Genomic DNA, 20041 nt, shown 5'->3' with positions numbered 1-20041 from the left:
CTTATGGAAGACTATGGAATCGACTCTGAGCTTCATCTTTATGATACCTTCGACGGCTGTAGATCAGAGGCTCTCACGCAGCCCGAAGATCGACGTTTTTCTGATGCGTTGGGTCTGCAACATGTTTCCGAATGTTATGAAGAAAGTGCAGTTTCCTTGCTCGAAAGGTTTAGTCTTAACTCTAAGGTAGTATTTCATAAAGGAGATATTACTAATCCTAACGATACTATCGTTCCAGACAAGATTTCACTCTTGCATCTTGATGTGGATTTTTATGAGCCAACATTGTCTGCACTGAGGCTGTTTTATGATCGGGTTGTTCCAGGTGGCACCATTATTGTGGATGATTATTATTTGAATTTGGTGAACTGCCGACAAGCAGTTGACAATTTTGTTTTAGAAAAAGACATAGCCGAATTTATAGACATGAACCGCTTTTCATCGTTTTCCTTAATTATGAAGAAACGCCAATGAAACTCGGTTTTTATCAGCTGATCAACTCTAGATTGGCAAATTGTATTGAGGAAATTCATTTTCATAGCAGGTACTCACCTAGTGTGGATGCCTACTTGATAAAAGAGATTTTTGAGAAGGAAATATACAGATTTCAATGTGCTCATGAGGCGCCACTGATTGTTGACTGTGGTACCAATATCGGTCTTGGGCTTCTTTATTTTAAGACAATATATCCTGATAGTCGCATCGTCACTTTTGAAGCGGATCCTCTGTCGGCCAGCGTGGCAAGAAAAAATATCAATTTTCTCGGTCTGACCGGAATTGATCTTGTGGAAAAGGCCATTACGGATACAACGGGCTCCACCGATTTTTTTGTTTTCCCTGATTCTTTAGAAAACATTCCCGTCTGCTCGACCTTTGAAAATGCTTTGGCAAGAAGGCGTATTATTGTAGAGAGTATGGCTGCAGCTGAGCTGCCTTGTTTGGATAATGGCGTAGACTTTATGAAGGTTGATATTGAAGGCGGAGAAAGCAATGTGATATCGAGCCTTGTAGAGTCAGGGAAATTAAGAAAAGTTAAAACCTTTGTTATCGAATACCATCACTGGGTTAAGCAGAAATACTCGTTCGATGAATTCCTCACTGTTTTCAAAAGACATGGCTTTCTTATGGAGATGGTTGATGAGGAATGTGCTCACCCTGCGTATCCTGAAACTTCAGGGAACAGTATTTTGAAATTCATTCGAGTGGATTGATATCGTGACAAAATCTGTAAAGGTAGACGTGATAGTTGTCGGAGGCGGGCCAGCGGGTGTGGCTTCTGTACGTACACTCACAGCAGGTGGTGCTCGCGTAGCATTGATCGAAAAAACACGATTCCCAAGAAGCAAGCCTTGCGCTGGTGGACTTTCCGCTGGAGCCGTGCGTTTACTTGATTATGACTTCACTACTGTTGTTCGTGAAAAGGTTAACGAGCTGAGACTGTCCTATAAAGATAAAAAGCCGGTTATCATTAAAGCGGAAGAGCCAATCGCATTAATGACTAAACGAGCCGAGTTCGATAGTCTTGGGATCGAAGCAGCATTGAGTACCGAATGTCAGTACTTTGTACTACCAGAAATTAGTGGAATTGAGCTTCGTAGGGATGCTGTTGAGCTAATCTATCCTGGCCTCAGAATTAAGGGCAACTACCTGGTTGCGGCGGATGGTGCGGGGAGTACTATACGGCGTTTGATCTCCGGTCGACCGAAGGGGGCTTTTGGGGTAGCTATTGAAGCCGACGTTGATGCGAACGAAGTTAATACTCAAGAAATTAGAACAAAAGTTGATTTCGGTTTTTCTCCTGGAGGGTATGGCTGGGTATTTCCAAAAGGGGATCACTACAACGTTGGTTTGTATTCCTGGAATAGTCGCCATTCCCGATTTGTAAATCGTCCAGCCCTTAAGCAATATGCTCAGATTTCGTTGGGAGAGGTAAATCTTTCGGATATTCGTGGCTTCCCCATCGCAATTTCATGCTCAAAGAAAAGTATGGGCAGCGGAAGAGTTTTGTTTGTCGGTGATGCAGGAGGGTTTACTTATGCCTCAAGTGGTGAAGGTATTTATGGTGCAATACTTACGGGGCAGCTTGCCGCTAAATCAGTACTGATAGGGGGCGATGTTGTGAATAATTATCGTGCTACCTCCTCTAGGTATCTACGTAGATGCGGTCTAAATAGAGCTTTCTCTAGGCTTATTTACCCCACGTTAGGCGTTTCCTACCCTTTGTTCGCGGCACGGCTTAATAGTCAGGCAATGCGCGCATCCATGTCATTGGTAGATTCAGAGAAAAGATGATGAAAGCAGTGATTTTATGTGGTGGACAAGGGCTGCGTATGAAAGGCTGCTTTGGGAATACCCCAAAGCCATTAGTGGAAGTACAGGGCAAGCCTATCCTTGAACATATAATTCATCATTATTGTCTTTATGGGGTGTCTGAGTTTGTATTGTTGGTTGGAGCAAATGAACTGGCTTTTCGGCAGTTTGCTGATCGATATAAGGGTGGCAGCGTTTTAATAAAGGTGCTTCAGACGGGGGAGGATACTCCTACAGGTGGTCGCTTGGCTATTGCATCGCATTTATTTAAAAATGAGAAAAACGTCTTGGCTACATATGGAGATGGAATCGCCAATCTGAACGTCGATGCCTTGGTAGACCAGCATATTTCTTCTGGTAAAGGTGTGACTTTGACCGCCGTACAGCCCCGGCTGCCGTTCGGTTTACTAGATGTTGATGATAGTGCCTCTGTCATTTCTTTTATCGAAAAGCCGATGATGCCTCAGCTGATAAATGGTGGTTTCTTTGTGATTTCGACCGAGGTTTTAAAGAAACTTGATTTAGACAGTGATTTTGAAACTGATGTGCTGCCTTCCCTTGTTGACAAAGGGGAGCTTGGTGCATATTTCCATAAGGGTTTCTGGCAGAGTATGGATACTTATAAAGATGTTGTTAGATTGAATTCGATGGAGTTGCCGACGCTTTAAGAATTATGACTCTTTGACATTTTGTATTTCTCTAACTCGCCTCTGTGAGTAAGTATCTCTGTGAGTAGCTTTGCGGATTGGTGTTCGTAATTTCTAGAAAAAACAGGGTCTTTCTTCGCTTTTGCTGGGGTTGGAGAGTCGGTTGCCTCGATTTTTATAAAGCTTGAATCCGTAAATCTGATATAAGAGCCTTCTTTAACAAATCCCTTATTCTGTACCAGGTTTTTCCCTGGAATAATAGCCTCCATATCGTGTAGAGCCTGTTTCCAACCCCAGCGCAAATCCCAGGTGCATCGGTCATCCAGACGTTCAAAAAAGGGAGTAAGTAGGCTGTTTGGGTTCTGCAGTTTATCAATTACTCCGTTGTCTTTTTTTCCATAAGGAAGGGGGGAGTTACGTAAAGTTTGCCATTTTTCCGCCCATGTGGCCCAGCCCCAGTAAAAAAAAGCAAAAGGGACTATGTATGCTTTGTTTTCTCTATTGCTCGCCCCAAGGTTGCAGCCAATGATGCTTCCTATTTCCTCAGCGTTTTCATAACGCGCCAACATTCTATTGCAAAAATCAAAAAAAGATGAGGAGGGTACGGTATCGTCTTCCAGTACGATGGCGCTTTCCTCAATGCTAAAGACATGATCGAGCCCGTTATGTATAGAGTCATTGATGAGAAGATGCTGATCTTGGAAAAGGTAGATAATCTCGCCTGGTAATTGCCATTGACTGATGCTGTGTCTAATTGCCTCGACGGTAAGTCTTTCCTCTTCAGATGAATATAGATTACTAACTACATATAACCTAGGGGGAGAGTAAGATTTTATTGCCTGGAAAATTTCCTCCAGGAATTGTCGTTTTCTGTAAGTAAAGAGTACAACTGGGGCGTTATTGATCGTAGTCATTGGTATCTCTATGGTAAATGCCGTGTTCTTGATACCAATTAATAGTCTCAACTAGAGCCTGATGTAGAGGGGTCTTTGGCTCCCAGCCGAGAACCTTGGCGATTTTTCTGCAATCAAGTGACTGATATGTGATTTCACCAAAATTCTGGTTCTTAATAATTACTCGCGCTCGGCTTTCAGGAATGGCAGATTGAATGAATTTCACCATGTCGAGTACAGAGATGGCGGTTGGGTTACCTATGTTGAAAGCCTGCCCATGCACCCTGTTTTGTGGTGCAGTCAGCAGTTGTAGGTAAGCATCTGCAACATCAGTTGCATAAATGTAGCAGCGTTGGAGCAGGCCAGAGCTGCGGATAATGATGTCTTGGTTTTTTAGGCATGAGGCAATGGTTCCGGGTATGATGCGGCTGAAGTTTAAGTCATAGGCTCCGAAGGTGTTGCCACAGCGGGTAATGGTGACGGGAAGAGCATGCGTATGGAAGTAGCTTAGGGCGAGTTGCTCAGTAGCTTGTTTGCTGAGATCGTAGGGGTATTGTGCTTTGAGCTCAAAATCCTCTTGGTAGGGCTGCTTTTGGTGTTGGCCATAGGCTTTATCAGAGGAGGCTACAATTATAGAACGCAATTTCCCGTACCGCCGAGCGGCCTCGAGCAGTAGCCAGGTGCCACGAATATTGATGTCAAAAGTGGATTCTGTATCAGATAGAGCATTGCCGACGATGGGTTGGGCGGCCAAGTGAACCAAGTCTGTGGGCTTATGACGGGTAAACACTTCTTCCAGTAATCCAGTATCGCGGATATCACCTTCAATTTGAATCTCGCCATGCGCTTGAAATGGGTGGTTTCTGGCGAGGCTGATGACGTCAGCCCCTTCAGCAAGCAGCCGTTTACTGAGGTGCGTACCTATCAGGCCTGACCCGCCGGTGATGAGAATTTTTCGGCTTTTCATTTGCATGGAAGAAAATCAATCATAAGGTTTATTCGACGATTCTGAGCATGGTTTTTGACGCTGTGTCTATAACTGTAGTCAAACATTATCTCGTCTCCTGCATTACGTAACTCTTTCTTATGACCGTTACATTGCATCTCGCAGCAACCGTTAATTAGGTCCTCCAGTAAGAGATGGTAGACATAATGCTGCCTGGTGTGCGTGTGCTCTTTCAGAGTTGCATTAGGCCCAAGGACTGATATTGCAGCAAAAAAAACCCCGGGAACTTTATCAAGTAGAGACGTTGTTAAAGGTAAAAGATTCATCGCTTCTATTTCGGTTATAGTTTCCCCTTTTTTATAGATTACTAAGGCCGTATGATCCCCTTGGCGAACATTGTAGCCGGCTTGATCTTCGCGTAGTCCGTTCTCGAAGACCCAATTTTTTAGATGTGTATCAATTCCCATTCCGGCATTCACGATTTCTTGTATGTACTGGCTTTCTTTGTATGCGCGCCTGAATTCGCAAGCAATTTTTTTATGCTGGCGTCTTATGGTTTGAAGAAAAGTGAATTGCGATGTAGGTATAAACATTTCGTCTTGGCGTCAGGATGGGAAAAAAAGTCTCAGGGCATATCGAGTTGAACTTGTGCCTGCATTCATTCTTTCAAGTACTCTTGTGGCCGCTCGATTGTTCAGCGATACACAGGTTTGAGCGCTCTTAAATTGGGATAATGAGCGTTCTGCCAAGCTGTAAATGATTGGATAGTAACACCCTGTTGCCTTTCGGGATGAAAGGTATATCCCGTTGCCCATTATTTGAGCGCCTATGCCCGCGTAGCTCAGATCATGTCGTTCAATCGCACCGCAGGCTTGTACACGGCAACCTTTTTCCATGACCAAGGCGATTCTTCCTCGTTCGGTATTGTTAAGGATTTTTTCAAGCCATATCTCGTAAAGCCTAGTGGTTTTGGCTTCTGGTAGCGAAATATCGCGGGAGAAGCGACTCTCGAAATATACCCCGGCCATTAGTGCCAAGCACTGCGATCTGTCGTCTTCTCTATACTCGCGAACCAATGACAAGAATTTAGGTGGCTTGATGCCTTTGAGGGATCTCCAGCGGTACTCGCGTTTGATATCCAGAATCTCCGCTCCTAGGCCGAGCAAGGCATTCAGGCATAAGTAGTCGTCGATATCCACCTCGCATGAGGTGTGCAGTATGGAGGTTTCCTGCCTCATCTTATTGATGGTGTCGCGGAGTAAATTGCTCAGGGCCGATGGGGGGCACGTCGGGGCTGCAGCCAAGCTCATTCTCGCCATGGGTAGGCCAAAGTGTTGGGTATCCCAGTCTAGAGGTTTGATAGCGCAAGCGGCGATAACGCCATTTTGGTCATTGATCGTGGAGCAAACACCATCAGCTTTGACAGTCGACATCAATTCATATCGGAACAGACGTTGGTGGTCTTCTTGGCAAAGCTGTGGATGGCCACGATAGCGGGTGTAAATGGCTAGGGGGGTTAGATCAAGCGCCTGAATCTGGTTTGCCTGATGGAACTCTGTGGTTCTAGTTGGCCGCAACGAGGCTTTCATGTTTCTTATCCTGATGCTCTTGGTGGCTCTCGATCATGGTCATATGCAGTGGTTATCATTATTAGATTTTTGATAACCCATTGTTATGTTTTGAGTGCGTATATGTCCGCTACACCTTTTGGGCTAGTCTATCCTGTTTGAATCGCGATGGCAGCAGGAGGGATCATGGATACTTCGAGGATCTTGGTAGTCTTTGCGGCAATGGAATTTCTCTAGGACGTCGGTAGTCAGAATGAAGTCTCTGCTTGTTACAGGGGGCTGTGGTTTCATCGGCAGCGCCTTTATCCGCTGGGCCTTGGCCAATACCAAGGCTACTATCGTCAATCTCGATGCTCTCACCTATGCCGCTCAGCCTCAAGCACTGGCTTGCGTGGAAGGCGATGGGGGTTATTACTTTGTCAAAGGTGACATAAACAATGCTGATTTGGTGTCGAAATTGCTGGAGGAACACCAGCCTTGTGCATTGATCAACTTTGCAGCGGAATCCCATGTGGACCGTTCCATCACAGCCCCTATGGAGTTCTCGCGCACTAATATCCAGGGCACCCTGACCTTGCTCGAAGCTTGCCGCAGCTGGCTTCAAGTGCGAGCTGGTTCGCGCCCGTTTCGTTTTCTGCAAGTATCCACTGATGAGGTGTACGGTGACTTAGGGCCTAAAGGGGCGGCAGCACAGGAAGGTGATCCCTGGCATCCCGGCTCACCCTATGCGGCGAGTAAGGCTGCAGCGGATCATCTAGTGGACGCCTGGGTGCACACCTATGGCTTTCCTGCCCTGATTTCCCATGCCAGCAATAATTATGGCCCTTGGCAGTATCCAGAGAAGCTGATCCCGCGGGTGATACAGTGCGCATTGGCAGGCGATACAATCCCGCTGTATGGAAGCGGGGAACAGGTGCGTGACTGGTTACATGTTGACGATCACGTTAAGGCATTATGGTGTTTGCTGGAGCAGGGTAAGCTGGGAGAGCACTACAATATTGGTGCAGACTGTCAGCTGACGAACCTATGTCTGGTGAATGCCATTTGTGCACATCTCGATGGCTTGAGGCCGGCTTCAGCTCCGGCTGGAGGCCATGCATCACTGATTCGTCATGTGGCAGACCGCGCCGGCCATGACTGGCGTTATGCCTTGAATAGCAGCAAGATGCAGGCTTTGGGCTGGCGCCCGCAGGTGTCGTTTGAGCAAGGGCTGCGTGATACGGTGGCATTTTATTTACCATGACAATGCAATTTAGGGAAAACCGCAAAGGGATCCTTCTGGCTGGAGGGGCAGGGTCCCGACTCCACCCTGCAACCCTTGGTGTATCCAAACATTTGCTGCCTGTCTATGACAAGCCGATGGCTTATTACCCTATGTCGGCATTGATGCTGGCTGGGATCAGGGATGTGTTGATTGTTACTACCCCGGAGGATTCCGGCAACTATCAACGACTATTCGGTGATGGCAGTCACTTGGGGATGCGCTTCGAGTACGCGCAGCAGGCTAAACCCGGTGGGATTGCGGAGGTTTTTGAGATTGCTGCTGAATTCATTGGCGATTCCCCTGTGTGTCTCGTTCTAGGTGACAATATTTTCTATGGGCAGGGCTTCACTCCGCAGTTACAGGCGGTTGCTGCTCGGCAGCGGGGGGCGACACTGTTCGCTTACCCGGTGAAAGAGCCTGAGCGATTTGGTGTTGTTTCACTGGGAGCGGCAGGCCAGGTCTTACGATTGGAGGAAAAACCGGCGGAGGCTTTCTCTAATCTGGCAGTGACTGGGCTTTATTTTTTCGATAACGATGTTTTGGATCTTGCCAAAGAAGTCCGGCCGTCCTCGCGTGGCGAGAAAGAGATTGTGGATGTGCTCAAGGCTTATCAGGCACAAGGAACTCTCCAGGCGGAAGTGCTGGGGCGGGGTTTTGTCTGGCTGGATGCGGGGACTCCTGAGTCTTTACTGGAAGCCGGGACGCTGGTTCAGGCCATCGAGCAACGTCAAGGGCTCAAGATCGCATGTCTCGAAGAAATCGCATGGTGTTCCGGTTGGATTACCTCTGAGAAGCTCGAAAAGCTTATCTGGCAACTCGGTAAGACGGAATACAGTGGATACCTTATAAGCCTGCTGCAGACAAAGTGACGAATATCGTTATGTATGTTCCTTTTAATCGCCCTTTAGTGCTTGGCTGTGAAAGCGATGCTATTGCTCAGGCGCTAGCTTACGGGGAGCTTGCAGGAGGCGGTAGGTATACCAAACGCTGTGAGGCTTGGTTGTCCCGCCATGCCAATACCAGTTCAAGCCTACTCACCCCATCGTGCACCCATGCGCTGGAGATGGCTGCTCTACTTGTTGATATCCAGCCAGGGGATGAGGTTATCATGCCGTCCTGGACTTTTGTCAGCACTGCTAATGCCTTCGTGTTACGGGGAGCTACCCCCGTTTTTGTCGATGTTCGCCTGGACACCTGTAACCTTGATGAGCGCCTCATAGAGCAGGCAATAACCCCAAAAACCAAGGGGATTGTGCCTGTTCACTATGCGGGCGTGAGCTGTGAGATGGATGCAATCATGGCTATTGCTGAGCGCTATGGTCTGTGGGTAATTGAAGACGCGGCTCAAGCGATGATGGCAACCTATAAAGAAAGGCCATTGGGCGGGATCGGGCATCTAGGCGCGTACAGCTTTCACGCGACCAAGAATTACACCAGTGGAGGGGAGGGGGGGGCTTTGCTGATTAGTCGTGCTGAGCTCACTGATCGAGCAAGCATAATCCGGGAGAAAGGCACAAACCGAGAGGCGTTTTCTCGTGGGGCAGTGGATCGTTATTGCTGGTTAGATATAGGCAGTAGCTATTTGCCGAGTGAAGTTCAGTCTGCTGCTTTGTCTGCCCAGTTAAGTCAGGCTGAGAAGGTCAACAGGCGCCGAGTAATGCTCTGGGAGCGCTATTTTCAAGAGTTAGAAGGTGTGTGCTTTAGTCATGGAATCTATCTTCCTGCCGTTCCAGAAGGCTGTCAGCACAATGGGCACCTATTTTATCTACGGTGTGATAACAAAGCTCTCCGGGATAAGCTCCTAAGCCAACTTTTAGGCCTTGGCATCATGGCTCAGACTCACTATGAACCATTACACCTTTCTCCGGGAGGACGGAAATTTGGTAGGGTGAGTGGTGATCATAAGCATACGATAAAGGTCAGTAATGGGTTGCTCAGGCTGCCTATCCACTATGCGTTAGACGAAGCGGAGCAAGCGTACGTGATAGAGAGCCTGATCGAATTGATCAAGCGTTTTTAATCGTGTGTGATTTCGTTATAGACGCGGCTGCTCATCATCTTGTCCCGATCGACCGCTTTTTGATTGAAAGGGTCAACCTTCCACAATACTGACTGAACAAAGGTTCTATGCTCGTAGAGGGCAATGAGTGCACCCAGTGATTCTGGGTCGATATTGTCGAGCGCTATGATGGTTGAAGGCGTCCCAGGTATGCGGCGGCTCGATTGTTCCCGCGTATCCTCGAACGCAAACTGCTTGGCAGTGGCGTAACAGAGTTTGTTGCAGGTCTCATGTCGGCTGTTTATTTGCCTTTGAAACTTTTCGGATGGAAGAGTTGGGGGGGCTTTACTGAGTATGAACTCACAGCAGCAGGAGTCACTGCCATTGTGGATGTACTCATGCAGACTATGTCGGGCATCCAGTCCGGATTCTCCCAGCACCATGCCGGCGGTCCTCAGCTTTTCTGATTCTGCAGATGAGGATTTTCCGCAACTTTCAAGCTCCAGCTGGCTTGCAAAGCGTGGCAGGAGATTCAGGCGGCTGTCATAGGGGAGAAGAATTCGGTTCTGAATACTCAGGAAGTTGCGGTTCCAGACATCAACTAGTGCCATCAGAACGGGGATGTTTTCTTCTAGCCGTGCGGTTCTGAAATGATGATCTACAGTCTCGGCCCCTTTCAGCATTTTTCTGTAGAAGTTGGCCCCTTTTGTTAGCAATACAGGAAATGAAAACGCAGAGCAGCTGGAAAACCTTCCTCCGACCCAGTCCCAGACGCGTAACTGGTTTTTTTGCGGAATTCCTGCCTCGGTCATGCTGTCTGGGGAGGATGATATGCCGATAAAGTGTTTGCTCAGATCTGAGCCTTGCCCGAGCCGCTCGATCAGCCAGTCACGAGCAAGTTGAAAGTTGGCATGCGTGTCCACTGTGGCGAAAGATTTTGAGGCAAAAATAAACAGTGTTTGCTCAGGAGGGAGCTCACTGAAAAGTCGATAGAGCTGCATTCCATCGAGTGTTGACGCGAAATCGACCTTAATGGAGTCGCTCTCCCGCCATAAGGCGTGATGAGTAAATTGTGCGACTGTTGACGGCCCGCCACTGGCCAAATACACAATGTTGGTTATTGATAGGCCTGTTGACCCTCTCCATTGGCCTGTATTGATCTCACTGGCCAATTTCGACATCCGGGAAATTTCGAGGCGTATTTCGTCAATCTCGTTTTGAAACTGCTGGGCATCGTTGTGTTGCCGCAGTAGCCAGTGCCCTCCTGGCTTTGATGCTGAAATGGAGTCTCGACTAAACAGCTTATGAATCTCGGCACCCACCGCCTCTAGTTCTGCCAGCCGGGCTAGTAACCCCAGGGTTTGAGAGTTCAGCCTCTGCAAGCTCATATCTAATTGTAATGGTCCGAGCTTCCAGCAAAGTGCACTCTCGCGTTGAGAATCCGCACTATGCAGCTGCAAAAGGCTCAGGCTGCCCATCTCTTTTGCATGCTTGGCAAGAGCGCTGTAAAGGGCGTCCTTATCGGACTTTTTGTGTAATGGCTTATGCTTCACTGTAGTGTCTGTAGCAAGGACGAAGGAAGTTAGTCTACCGTTGCGGGGGGGGATTTGCCTATAAGGTCTCCGATTCCCCTGTTGTTGGGGGCCTAATTAATAGGCAGAGTGGGCAAGGGAGCGGAAGCTAGCCATAGTTCTTGTTGTCTCTGGGCTTCATGCCCACGCGCCGGGGGGCATGAAGCAGGGGCGGCAAGGTGGGTTCGAGCAAGGCTGCATGAAGGCTATTCCCCGGTCTGGATTCGCTGTGGGAGTTCGCTTGCAAGCAAGCTCCTACAATACAGGCTACTGCAGCCGCCGCTTCAACCCCTTCATCGCCAACACCCGCGTACTGATCTCCTCAATCGACAACTCTGTCGCGTCCAGATACGGAATGTTGTGCTTGTTGTACATGGCTTCCAGGGCCCGTAATTCCATGTCGCATTGGCGCGGGGATGCGTACTTGCTGCCTGCTTTGCGTTCGCTGCGGATGGCGCTGAGGCGGTCGGCGTCGATGGTGAGGCCGAAGAGCTTGTGTTTGTGCTCCATCAGGGCCTTGGGCAGGCGCAGGTCGTCGAAGTCGTCTTCGGTGAGCGGGTAGTTGGCGGTGAATAGCCCGAACTGCAATGCCAGGTAGAGGCAGGTGGGGGTCTTGCCGGAGCGGGAGACGCCAATGAGGATAATATCGGCCTGGTCGTAGTGCCGGGTGCGGGCGCCATCATCGTTATCCAGCGCAAAATGCACAGCGTTAATACGGATTCGATAGGATTCGGCGTCGCGGATGGCGTGGCTCTGGTTGATTTTGTGATTGGAGCGTACCCCAAGCTCGTCTTCCAGCGGACGAAGAAAAGCGCCGAACAGGTCGAGAATCAGGGCGTCACAGCTATGCAGGATGGCGCGATGGTCGGTGTTGACCAGTGTCGAGAAGACTACCGGCTTGGCGCCATCCTCCTCTGCGGCCTTGTTAATGCGGGCCACGGCTTCGCGAGTCTGCTCATCGGATTGCACGAAGGGCAGGGTGATCTGCACAAATTCGATATCCCCGAACTGGCTCAGCATGCTGTGGCCAAGGGTTTCCGCGGTAATACCGGTGCCATCAGAAAGGTAGAAAGCGCTTCGTTTCATTGGGTCTGCCCGTTTTCTTTGCGGTAGGAGCGGGGCTTGAGCCGCGAACAGTCTTGGCGGGGTGGGCTCCAACCATTCGCGGCTCAAGCCCCGCTCCTACGGGTAAGTCATTGTTTTGAATGGAGCCAGTCTAGACGCTGTATCGCTGTGCGACCAGTGCTATCTGCAGGGATTGGCCGATCTGTCAGAGGGGTTGTAGCGTCATGCGTTGTCCGCACAGGACGCAGACATTACACTGCGCTCGACAAATCTTGATTGGCAGAAATACCTCTTTTATTTCAGTGAGATAGCGCTTTCTTGTGGTGCGCGACTTGGGGGGAGGCGGGGTGTTGACGAAAGTGATACCCAAATACCGTCCAAATCTGAAAGAGGGGGCAGGCAAACTGTTTCGGTTTTGAGTAGAATGTCGGCTCGATTTGATCCGGCACCTTGTGCAGCGAACTTGTTATGGCGCTATTTATAGCGTTTTCGGCACAAGGTGTGCCGACCTGCTTTGGCCAACAAACCAACCGGTAATACGTAAAAGGAGATGACCTTGGCGGAATATGTAGTCTGGTTTCAGGACCTGGGTAAAGATGACGTTGAGCACGTAGGCGGCAAGAACGCATCCCTGGGCGAAATGATCAGCAATCTGTCGGCAGCGGGTGTCTCCGTTCCCGGTGGCTTTGCTACTACCGCTGAAGCCTTCCGTGAATTCCTTGAGCACAACAACCTGACCCAGAAGATCAACGAAGCGCTGTCTGCGCTGGACGTTGAAGATGTAGTCGCGCTGGCCAAGACCGGCGAAGAGATCCGTCGATGGGTGGTTGATGCTCCGTTCCAGCCTGCGCTGGACAAGGCGATCCGTGATGCGTATGCCCAGATTGGCGAAGGCAACGCAGACCTGCCGGTGGCGGTGCGTTCTTCAGCGACGGCAGAAGATCTGCCCGATGCGTCTTTCGCTGGCCAGCAGGAAACCTTCCTGAATATTCGTGGCGTGGACAGCGTCATGATCGCGGTCAAAGAAGTGTTCGCTTCCCTGTTTAACGACCGCGCCATCAGTTACCGCGTCCACCAGGGCTTTGACCACAAGCTGGTCGCCCTGTCTGCCGGTGTGCAGCGCATGGTGCGCTCCGAGACGGGCGCTGCGGGCGTGATGTTCTCCATGGATACCGAATCCGGCTTCAAGGACGTGGTATTCATCACTGCTTCCTACGGTTTGGGCGAGATGGTCGTGCAGGGTGCGGTTAACCCGGATGAGTTCTACGTCCACAAGAAAACCCTGCTGAACAAGAAACCTGCTGTACTGCGCCGCAATCTGGGCAGCAAGATGCAGAAAATGATCTACGGCGCTGAAGGTAGCGCGGGCAAGTCCGTTGAAATCGTGGACGTGGACAAAGATGAACGCATCCGCTATTGCCTGACTGACGCACAGGTCGAGAATCTGTCCCGCCAGGCGATTGAAATTGAAAAGCACTACGGCATGCCCATGGATATCGAATGGGCGCTGGATGGCGACGATGGCAAGCTGTACATCGTTCAGGCCCGTCCGGAAACCGTGAAAAGCCGTTCCGACGTGAACGTGATGGAGCGCTACCTGCTCAAGCAAACCGGCAAAGTACTGGTGGAAGGGCGTTCCATCGGCCAGCGGATTGGCGCCGGTAAAGTACGCATTGTGACCAGCATCAAGGAAATGGATAAGGTCCAGCCCGGTGATGTACTGGTGACGGACATGACCGACCCGGATTGGGAGCCGGTGATGAAGCGTGCCGCGGCCATTATTACCAACCGTGGCGGTCGTACCTGTCACGCGGCCATTATTGCCCGTGAACTGGGTGTGCCGGCCATCGTGGGTTGTGGCGATGCTACTGAACTCCTGAAGGATGGTCAGGAAGTCACGGCCTCTTGCGCAGAAGGCGATACCGGCAAGATCTACGAAGGCCAGCTGGAGTTTGATATTCAGCGCAACTCTATCGAGTCCATGCCCAAGCTGCCGTTCAAGATCATGATGAACGTGGGCAACCCGGACCGGGCTTTTGATTTCGCCGGCCTGCCGAATCAGGGCGTGGGCCTGGCCCGCCTGGAGTTCATCATCAACCGCATGATCGGTGTGCATCCCAAGGCACTGCTGAACTACGATTCCATGCCCCAGGACGTCAAGCAAAACGTAGACAAACGGACAGCCGGTTATGGTGATCCGGTGGATTTCTACGTGGAGAAGCTGGTCGAAGGCGTTTCTACGCTGGCGGCAGCGTTCCACCCGGAAAAAGTGATTGTGCGTTTGTCGGATTTCAAGTCCAACGAATACGCCAACCTGATCGGCGGCAAGCTGTATGAGCCTGGGGAAGAGAACCCGATGCTGGGCTTCCGTGGTGCGAGCCGTTACATCAGCGAAAACTTCCGCGACTGTTTCGAGCTCGAATGCCGCGCCATGAAGAAAGTCCGTGACGAAATGGGCTTTACCAACGTGGAGCTGATGGTGCCGTTCGTGCGCACCGTGGGCGAAGCGGAGCAGGTGATTGATCTGCTTGGCAAGAACGGCCTCAAGCGTGGCGAAAATGGCCTGCGTGTGATCATGATGTGCGAGCTGCCGACCAACGCCTTGCTGGCGGATGAGTTCCTGCAGCACTTCGATGGCTTCTCCATCGGCTCCAACGACCTGACTCAGCTGACGCTGGGCCTGGATCGCGATTCCGGCATCGTCAGCCACCTGTTTGATGAGCGTGACCCGGCGGTGAAAAAGCTGCTGAAGATGGCCATCGATGCCTGTAATGAACAGGGCAAGTACATCGGGATCTGTGGGCAGGGCCCGTCGGATCACCCGGACCTGGCCAAGTGGCTGATGGAGCAGGGCATCTCTTCCGTTTCCCTTAACCCGGATTCGGTGCTGGATACCTGGTTCTATCTGGCGGAGAAGCACGGCAACTAATGTCTGCTTGACCGATCCGCTGCTTCGCAGCACAGTAAAAAGCCCGCTTCTGCGGGCTTTTTACGTTACGGAAACCGGTGAGGGCACATGTTTCATCGACTTATCCGCATCATGGATCTTTACGACGGTCTGCGGCTGCCTGTTACGGTGGGGCGCAAGGAGTTGCTGCTGATCCATGAAGACGGTCGCACCTGGCTGATGCAGCGCCGCTGCCCCCACGCGGACTTTCCGCTCGACCGCTGTACCGTGATGAATGAGCAATTGCGTTGCCCGGGGCATGGGCTGACGTTTTCGCTGCGCAGCGGTAAATGCCAGACATCAAGCTATCAGCTCGAGCAGTTTCGAATTGATTATGATGGGCAGTGGCTGGGTGTGGAAATTTGATGAACGTTGGGTTTGTTGTCTGATTACGCCTTTCAGGTTAATCAGACCTACCCGATAACCTGGGAGCGCCGAGTCTTGTAGGTTGCATTAGCCTGAAAGGCGTAATCCAACACTGGTGTTGACGGGCCTGAGTGAAGGGGGCAGGAGGGCTTACCGTGACGCAAACACCGTTTCTTCCTCTCCAAGTTCGGCCACGAACTGGTGTGCATAACGCTGGCGCAGTTGCTTCACTTTCTTCACGTAAGCCTGGGTCTCCTTGAAAGGCGGAATGCCGCCATAGCGGCGAACATTGCCTTCACCGGCATTGTAGGCGGCCAGGATATGGTCGAGATCGGAGAATTTGTTTTTCAGGTAGGCGATGAACTGGGTGCCGCCGGTAATATTAGCGCGGGGGTCAAAGGGGTTGCTGACTTTCAGGTAGGCCGCAGTTTCGGGCATCAGCTGCATAAGCCCCTGGGCGCCAACCCGGGAAATAGCGTTGTGGTTGAACAGGGACTCGGCGTGGATAACGGCTTTGACTAGCGCCGGGTCCACACGGAAGCGGGTCGCCGCCTGGGTAATGATGGTGTCGTACTGGTCACGCTGGGCGTTGGAAAGGGCGCGCGGGGTGTAGCTCCAGCCCTTGCGAACGGAGAGCAGGGTATATTGTTGCCCCACCTGTTCCTGAGCCTGGTCGGTGAACAGGATGGTGCCATCCGCAGAGCGGTATTTGTAGATATTGTCTGCCTGTGCCGTCGCACTGAAGCCCAGCATGCAGCCAGCTGCAAAGACCCCGGACAGCCAGGATTTAGTCAATAAAACCCGCATTGAACCCCGTACCCCTTTTCTGGTGCCTCAAGGCGCTTGTTGGGCACCCCGAACACCGTTAGTTTGTTGTTCTTCCGTCGATCTGGCTTATTGCCAAGCGTTACCCCCATGATAACGCCATTCTTTTTTCTTTCTGGCCAGCACCAGACGAATTGACCACACTGGCCGCCAAGCGTAACAAAATCGACGGACGAACATCATACTATTGCGCCGGGGGTGGCCCAAGTGCGCTGGCGCACATTTCCGCTTTAAGCCACCCGATGGTGAATACTGCAAGCGAGGAGAGCGAATGTTTCCCGAGTATCTGGAGCCCTGGTTGAACAGCACCATTGCCTGGCTGGAGCTGGGTTTTCTGCTGCTGGTATTGCTGCTAACGCTGGTCGCTGTCGGGTTATGGCTACAGGACCGTTTTTTTCAGAAGCGTCACGCTATTCGCCGTAATTACCCGCTAATCGGCCGGTTTCGCTACTTTTTCGAGACTCTTGGTGAGTTTTTCCGCCAGTATTTCTTTGCCATGGACCGCGAAGAGCTGCCCTTCAATCGGGCACAGCGTGCCTGGGTTTACCGTGCGGCAAAGGATCTCAGCAATACCATGGCGTTTGGCTCTACAAAGCAGATTGGCGCCGGGCGCGTCATTTTCATGAATTGTCCGTACCCGACGCTGGAAAAAGACGCAGCCAAGACCTTGCCGCTGATGATTGGCCCATACTGTGAGCAGCCCTATGCGGCCCACAGTTTCTTCAATGTGTCGGGCATGAGCTTTGGTGCATTGTCCCGTCCAGCGGTGCAGGCGATGTCCCAGGGCGCGGCCATTGCCAATTGCTGGATGAACACCGGTGAAGGGGGATTGTCTCCCTACCACCTGGAAGGGGGCTGTGATGTGGTCTTTCAGGTGGGCACCGCCCGTTACGGTGTGCGCGATGCGGAAGGCAACCTGAACGACGAGCGACTGGCGGCAATCGCGGCGCGGCCACAAGTGAAAATGATCGAAATCAAACTCAGCCAGGGCGCCAAACCTGGCAAGGGCGGTATTCTGCCCGCCGCCAAAGTGACTCAGGAAATTGCTGACATTCGCGGCATTCCGGCGGGCCAGGCATCTATTAGCCCCAACGGCCAGCCGGATGTACATAGTGCGGATGATTTGCTGGACCTGATCGCCCATGTACGTGAGGTGAGCGGCAAGCCCACTGGTATCAAGTGTGTGCTCGGTGCCTGGGCGTGGGTGGAGGACCTGTTTCTGGCCATTCATGCGCGCGGCCTGGAATCAGCGCCGGACTTCATCACTATCGATAGCGGTGATGGCGGCACCGGAGCGGCGCCCATGTCACTGATGGATGATGTGGGCTTGTATCTGGTGGAATCCCTGCCTTTGCTGGTGGATCTGCGTGATGGCTACGGCCTCACAGACCGTATCCGCATTATTGCGTCAGGCAAGCTGATCACCCCGAGCATGGTGGCTTGGGCAATAGCAGTGGGGGCGGATTTCTGCGTGTCGGCCCGGGGCTATATGTTCGCCCTGGGGTGTATTCAGGCGCTGCAGTGCAACCGCAATACCTGCCCCACCGGCGTCACCACGCATAATCCGCGATTGCAGCGGGGGCTGGTGCCGGCGGAAAAATCCCGGCGCGTGGCGCACTTCCACAACAACCTGGTGAAGGAAGTGGAAACCATTGCCCATTCCTGCGGTGTGGCCGAACCACGCCAATTGCGACGCTACCATGCACGCATGCTGAGCAGTAATGGTGAGTCTGTCCCGCTTGACCGGTTGTGGCCGCAGGTAGAGCCCGGCATCTATCTGCGTGAAGGGCGGCCCAGTGAGAAACAGCCTTTTGTGCGCTGGCAGGGCATTGGAACTGGCCCGTAATGGCGGGCACCTATAAGCGCTATCGAATGGCTGCGTTTGTGCTAATCGCTGCAGCCTTCACAATGAACAAAACACAGAGGAGTTTTCAGTGACCACGGAATTTGATCTTGTTGTAATTGGTGCCGGTTCTGGCGGCGTGCGCGCCGCGCGCATGGCTGCTTCCCATGGCGCCAGCGTTGCGATTATCGAAGAACGCTTTTTCGGTGGCACTTGTGTGAATGTGGGCTGCGTGCCCAAGAAGCTGTTTTCGTACGGCAGCCATTTCCCCCAGGAATTCGCGCTGGCTGAAGATTATGGCTACACCGTGACAGGCTGGGAGTTTGACTGGCCCACATTGCGTGATAACAAAAGCCGCGAAATCAGCCGGTTGAACGGTATTTACCAGCGGATTCTGAATCAGGCCGGGGTGACGATTTTTGAAGGTCACGGGCAGGTATTGGGTGGTGGCAAGGTCTCCGTCGGTGAAACCGTGTTGACCGCCCGGCATATTCTGGTGGCAGTGGGTGGCAAGCCCTTCGTGCCAGACCTGCCAGGCCGTGAACATGTACGCATCTCCGACGACCTGTTCTATCTGGACACACTGCCCAGGCGTGTTGCCGTGGTGGGTGGTGGTTACATTGCCACGGAGTTTGCGGGCATCCTGCACGGCCTGGGCTGTGAGGTGACGCAGGTCTACCGTGGTGATCTGTTTCTGCGCGGGTTCGACCAGGACATTCGTGAGTTTATCGCCGAGCAGATGACGGAGCAGGGCGTAACACTGAAATTCAATGCGGACGTTGCCAGTATTGAGGCGATCAACGGCGAAAAACACGTTACCTATCAAGGAGGCGAGCAGGCGGTATTTGATGAAGTGTTCTACGCCACCGGGCGCATCCCCAAGCTGGATGGTTTGTTTGCTGAGGGTGCTGCGCCGGCCATGACAGAAGGCGGTGCTATCAAGGTGGATGACGGCTTTGCGACCAGTGTTGAGGGGCTTTATGCGCTTGGCGATGTGATTGATCGGGTGCAATTAACCCCGGTGGCACTGGCGGAGGGCATGTGGCTGGCGGCGAAACTCTATGGGGAGCACAAGCCTGAAGCCGCCATGGATTATCACAACATTGCCACTGCCGTATTCAGCCACCCCAATATTGGCACGGTGGGCCTGACGGAAGAACAGGCGTTGGCCCGCGTGCCGGCGGTGCGGGTATATAAAAGTGCGTTCCGGCCCATGCGTTATACCCTGGGGGACAAGCAGGAGCGTTCACTGATCAAGCTGATTGTGGACGATGCCACCGACAAGGTGCTTGGTCTGCATATGGCCGGTGAAGACTCAGCCGAGATTACGCAGGGTTTTGCGGTGGCTATCAAGATGGGCGCCACCAAGGCGGATTTTGATGGCACCGTGGGGATTCATCCAACCGCGGCGGAAGAACTGGTAACCCTGCGCCAGGGGGTGCGAGTCACCGCCTAACCGGCGGAGCCCCGTTCCTGTAAAACTGGGCTTCTGTAGGAGGTTGCTTGCAGGCGAACCGGGTGGCGGGTTAACCGTTGGGGTTTGCTTGCAAGCAAGCTCCTACAAGACCTTCGGGTGCAGGTGCCCGTCCTGCAGAAGCGCTACAGCTTTTCCAGGGTAACCGGCAAACCATCGGCGGGCACCGGCAGGCTGCTGGTGTCCACCGGCATTTCGTAGTCCTCCGGCACCGACCATCGATAGTTGAGCAAAACCTGGTGTAGAACCGCTTTCACTTGCAGGTCGGCAAAGTGCAGGCCGATGCACTTGTGGGCACCACCGCCAAAAGGCATCCAGGCATA

Annotated in this window: 19 protein-coding genes; 11 read left to right on the top strand and 8 right to left on the bottom strand. The window is 52.0% G+C overall.

Annotated elements, in window-relative coordinates; genetic code table 11:
• From A3730_RS14015 to A3730_RS14005, 4 genes are all read left to right on the top strand, one after another.
• Window positions 1-474: TylF/MycF/NovP-related O-methyltransferase (locus A3730_RS14015; RefSeq protein ID WP_197477484.1), on the top strand; the 474-nt coding region annotated here is incomplete at its 5' end.
• Window positions 471-1211: an FkbM family methyltransferase gene (locus tag A3730_RS14010; RefSeq protein ID WP_063520958.1), complete on the top strand. Its 741-nt coding sequence runs from the start codon at window positions 471-473 to the stop codon at window positions 1209-1211. The genes A3730_RS14015 and A3730_RS14010, both read left to right, overlap by 4 nt.
• A gap of 4 nt (window positions 1212-1215) precedes the next feature.
• Window positions 1216-2292 carry a geranylgeranyl reductase family protein gene (locus A3730_RS29740; protein WP_197468720.1) on the top strand — a complete coding sequence of 359 codons (1077 nt, stop codon included), beginning with the start codon at window positions 1216-1218 and terminating at the stop codon, window positions 2290-2292.
• Window positions 2289-2978, top strand: a complete 690-nt coding sequence (locus A3730_RS14005; RefSeq protein WP_082872295.1) for a sugar phosphate nucleotidyltransferase — start codon at window positions 2289-2291, stop codon at window positions 2976-2978. Before A3730_RS29740 ends, A3730_RS14005 begins: the two co-directional genes overlap by 4 nt.
• Here A3730_RS14005 and A3730_RS14000 read toward each other — a convergent pair.
• From A3730_RS14000 to A3730_RS13985, 4 genes are all read right to left on the bottom strand, one after another.
• Window positions 2975-3871 carry a hypothetical protein gene (locus A3730_RS14000; RefSeq protein WP_063520959.1) on the bottom strand — a complete coding sequence of 299 codons (897 nt, stop codon included), beginning with the start codon at window positions 3869-3871 and terminating at the stop codon, window positions 2975-2977. The genes A3730_RS14005 and A3730_RS14000 overlap by 4 nt on opposite strands.
• Window positions 3855-4823, bottom strand: coding sequence for an NAD(P)-dependent oxidoreductase (locus A3730_RS13995; RefSeq protein ID WP_063520960.1), 969 nt, complete (start codon window positions 4821-4823; stop codon window positions 3855-3857). Before A3730_RS13995 ends, A3730_RS14000 begins: the two co-directional genes overlap by 17 nt.
• Window positions 4814-5263: an aspartyl/asparaginyl beta-hydroxylase domain-containing protein gene (locus tag A3730_RS33075; RefSeq protein WP_197468721.1), complete on the bottom strand. Its 450-nt coding sequence runs from the start codon at window positions 5261-5263 to the stop codon at window positions 4814-4816. The genes A3730_RS13995 and A3730_RS33075 overlap by 10 nt, the downstream gene beginning before the upstream one ends.
• A gap of 138 nt (window positions 5264-5401) precedes the next feature.
• Window positions 5402-6385 carry a hypothetical protein gene (locus tag A3730_RS13985; RefSeq protein WP_063520651.1) on the bottom strand — a complete coding sequence of 328 codons (984 nt, stop codon included), beginning with the start codon at window positions 6383-6385 and terminating at the stop codon, window positions 5402-5404.
• Window positions 6386-6617: 232 nt separating this feature from the next.
• On the opposite strand from A3730_RS13985, the gene rfbB reads away from it, so the two are divergent.
• From rfbB to rffA, 3 genes are read left to right on the top strand one after another with little or no spacing between them, the layout of a single operon-like run.
• The gene (gene rfbB, locus A3730_RS13980; RefSeq protein WP_063520652.1) at window positions 6618-7607 is read left to right on the top strand and encodes a dTDP-glucose 4,6-dehydratase; all 990 of its coding nucleotides are present in this window, start codon (window positions 6618-6620) and stop codon (window positions 7605-7607) included.
• Window positions 7604-8497, top strand: a complete 894-nt coding sequence (rfbA, locus tag A3730_RS13975; RefSeq protein ID WP_363969998.1) for a glucose-1-phosphate thymidylyltransferase RfbA — start codon at window positions 7604-7606, stop codon at window positions 8495-8497. The genes rfbB and rfbA overlap by 4 nt, the downstream gene beginning before the upstream one ends.
• Complete coding sequence (rffA, locus tag A3730_RS13970) at window positions 8494-9648, top strand: dTDP-4-amino-4,6-dideoxygalactose transaminase (protein ID WP_231880669.1); 1155 nt, start codon at window positions 8494-8496, stop codon at window positions 9646-9648. The genes rfbA and rffA overlap by 4 nt, the downstream gene beginning before the upstream one ends.
• On the opposite strand, the gene A3730_RS13965 is transcribed toward rffA, so the two are convergent.
• Both A3730_RS13965 and A3730_RS13960 read right to left on the bottom strand, forming a co-directional pair.
• Window positions 9645-11180, bottom strand: a complete 1536-nt coding sequence (locus tag A3730_RS13965) for a glucose-6-phosphate isomerase (protein ID WP_063538275.1) — start codon at window positions 11178-11180, stop codon at window positions 9645-9647. The genes rffA and A3730_RS13965 overlap by 4 nt on opposite strands.
• A gap of 285 nt (window positions 11181-11465) precedes the next feature.
• A complete protein-coding gene (locus A3730_RS13960) occupies window positions 11466-12284 on the bottom strand; it encodes a pyruvate, water dikinase regulatory protein (RefSeq protein ID WP_063521704.1) in 819 nt (272 codons plus the stop codon).
• Between the two features lie 535 nt (window positions 12285-12819).
• On the opposite strand from A3730_RS13960, the gene ppsA reads away from it, so the two are divergent.
• Window positions 12820-15192, top strand: coding sequence for a phosphoenolpyruvate synthase (gene ppsA / locus A3730_RS13955; protein ID WP_063521706.1), 2373 nt, complete (start codon window positions 12820-12822; stop codon window positions 15190-15192).
• Between the two features lie 87 nt (window positions 15193-15279).
• Window positions 15280-15576 (top strand): Rieske 2Fe-2S domain-containing protein, encoded by a 297-nt coding sequence (locus A3730_RS13950; protein WP_063521703.1) that lies wholly within the window; start codon window positions 15280-15282, stop codon window positions 15574-15576.
• Between the two features lie 150 nt (window positions 15577-15726).
• On the opposite strand, the gene A3730_RS13945 is transcribed toward A3730_RS13950, so the two are convergent.
• Entirely contained in the window at window positions 15727-16371 is a 645-nt protein-coding gene (locus tag A3730_RS13945; protein ID WP_231880797.1) for a lytic transglycosylase domain-containing protein, read from the bottom strand.
• A 301-nt stretch (window positions 16372-16672) separates the two neighbouring features.
• On the opposite strand from A3730_RS13945, the gene A3730_RS13940 reads away from it, so the two are divergent.
• Together A3730_RS13940 and gorA are read left to right on the top strand one after the other, a co-directional pair.
• Window positions 16673-18247, top strand: a complete 1575-nt coding sequence (locus tag A3730_RS13940) for an FMN-binding glutamate synthase family protein (RefSeq protein WP_063538273.1) — start codon at window positions 16673-16675, stop codon at window positions 18245-18247.
• 88 nt (window positions 18248-18335) lie between these two features.
• Window positions 18336-19700 (top strand): glutathione-disulfide reductase, encoded by a 1365-nt coding sequence (gene gorA, locus A3730_RS13935; protein ID WP_063520315.1) that lies wholly within the window; start codon window positions 18336-18338, stop codon window positions 19698-19700.
• A 143-nt stretch (window positions 19701-19843) separates the two neighbouring features.
• Here the strand turns inward: gorA and A3730_RS13930 are convergent.
• A partial coding sequence (locus tag A3730_RS13930; RefSeq protein ID WP_156501209.1) for a cytochrome P450 occupies window positions 19844-20041 on the bottom strand: 198 nt, incomplete at its 5' end.

The organism is Alcanivorax sp. HI0044 (assembly GCF_001634945.1).
The sequence above is the reverse complement of the archived record's forward strand: the minus strand, read 5'-3'. Positions and strand labels throughout refer to the sequence as shown.

Excerpts from the sequence above, each read along its gene's own strand:
- A3730_RS13960 (WP_063521704.1), bottom strand. The coding sequence starts at position 12,284 with ATGAAACGAAGCGCTTTCTACCTTTCTGATGGCACCGGTATTACCGCG.
- rfbA (WP_363969998.1), top strand. The coding sequence starts at position 7,604 with ATGACAATGCAATTTAGGGAAAACCGCAAAGGGATCCTTCTGGCTGGA.
- A3730_RS13985 (WP_063520651.1), bottom strand. The coding sequence starts at position 6,385 with ATGAAAGCCTCGTTGCGGCCAACTAGAACCACAGAGTTCCATCAGGCA.
- A3730_RS14010 (WP_063520958.1), top strand. The coding sequence starts at position 471 with ATGAAACTCGGTTTTTATCAGCTGATCAACTCTAGATTGGCAAATTGT.
- A3730_RS13995 (WP_063520960.1), bottom strand. The coding sequence starts at position 4,823 with ATGCAAATGAAAAGCCGAAAAATTCTCATCACCGGCGGGTCAGGCCTG.
- A3730_RS13940 (WP_063538273.1), top strand. The coding sequence starts at position 16,673 with ATGTTTCCCGAGTATCTGGAGCCCTGGTTGAACAGCACCATTGCCTGG.
- A3730_RS13950 (WP_063521703.1), top strand. The coding sequence starts at position 15,280 with ATGTTTCATCGACTTATCCGCATCATGGATCTTTACGACGGTCTGCGG.
- rfbB (WP_063520652.1), top strand. The coding sequence starts at position 6,618 with ATGAAGTCTCTGCTTGTTACAGGGGGCTGTGGTTTCATCGGCAGCGCC.
- A3730_RS14005 (WP_082872295.1), top strand. The coding sequence starts at position 2,289 with ATGATGAAAGCAGTGATTTTATGTGGTGGACAAGGGCTGCGTATGAAA.
- A3730_RS33075 (WP_197468721.1), bottom strand. The coding sequence starts at position 5,263 with ATGGGAATTGATACACATCTAAAAAATTGGGTCTTCGAGAACGGACTA.
- A3730_RS14000 (WP_063520959.1), bottom strand. The coding sequence starts at position 3,871 with ATGACTACGATCAATAACGCCCCAGTTGTACTCTTTACTTACAGAAAA.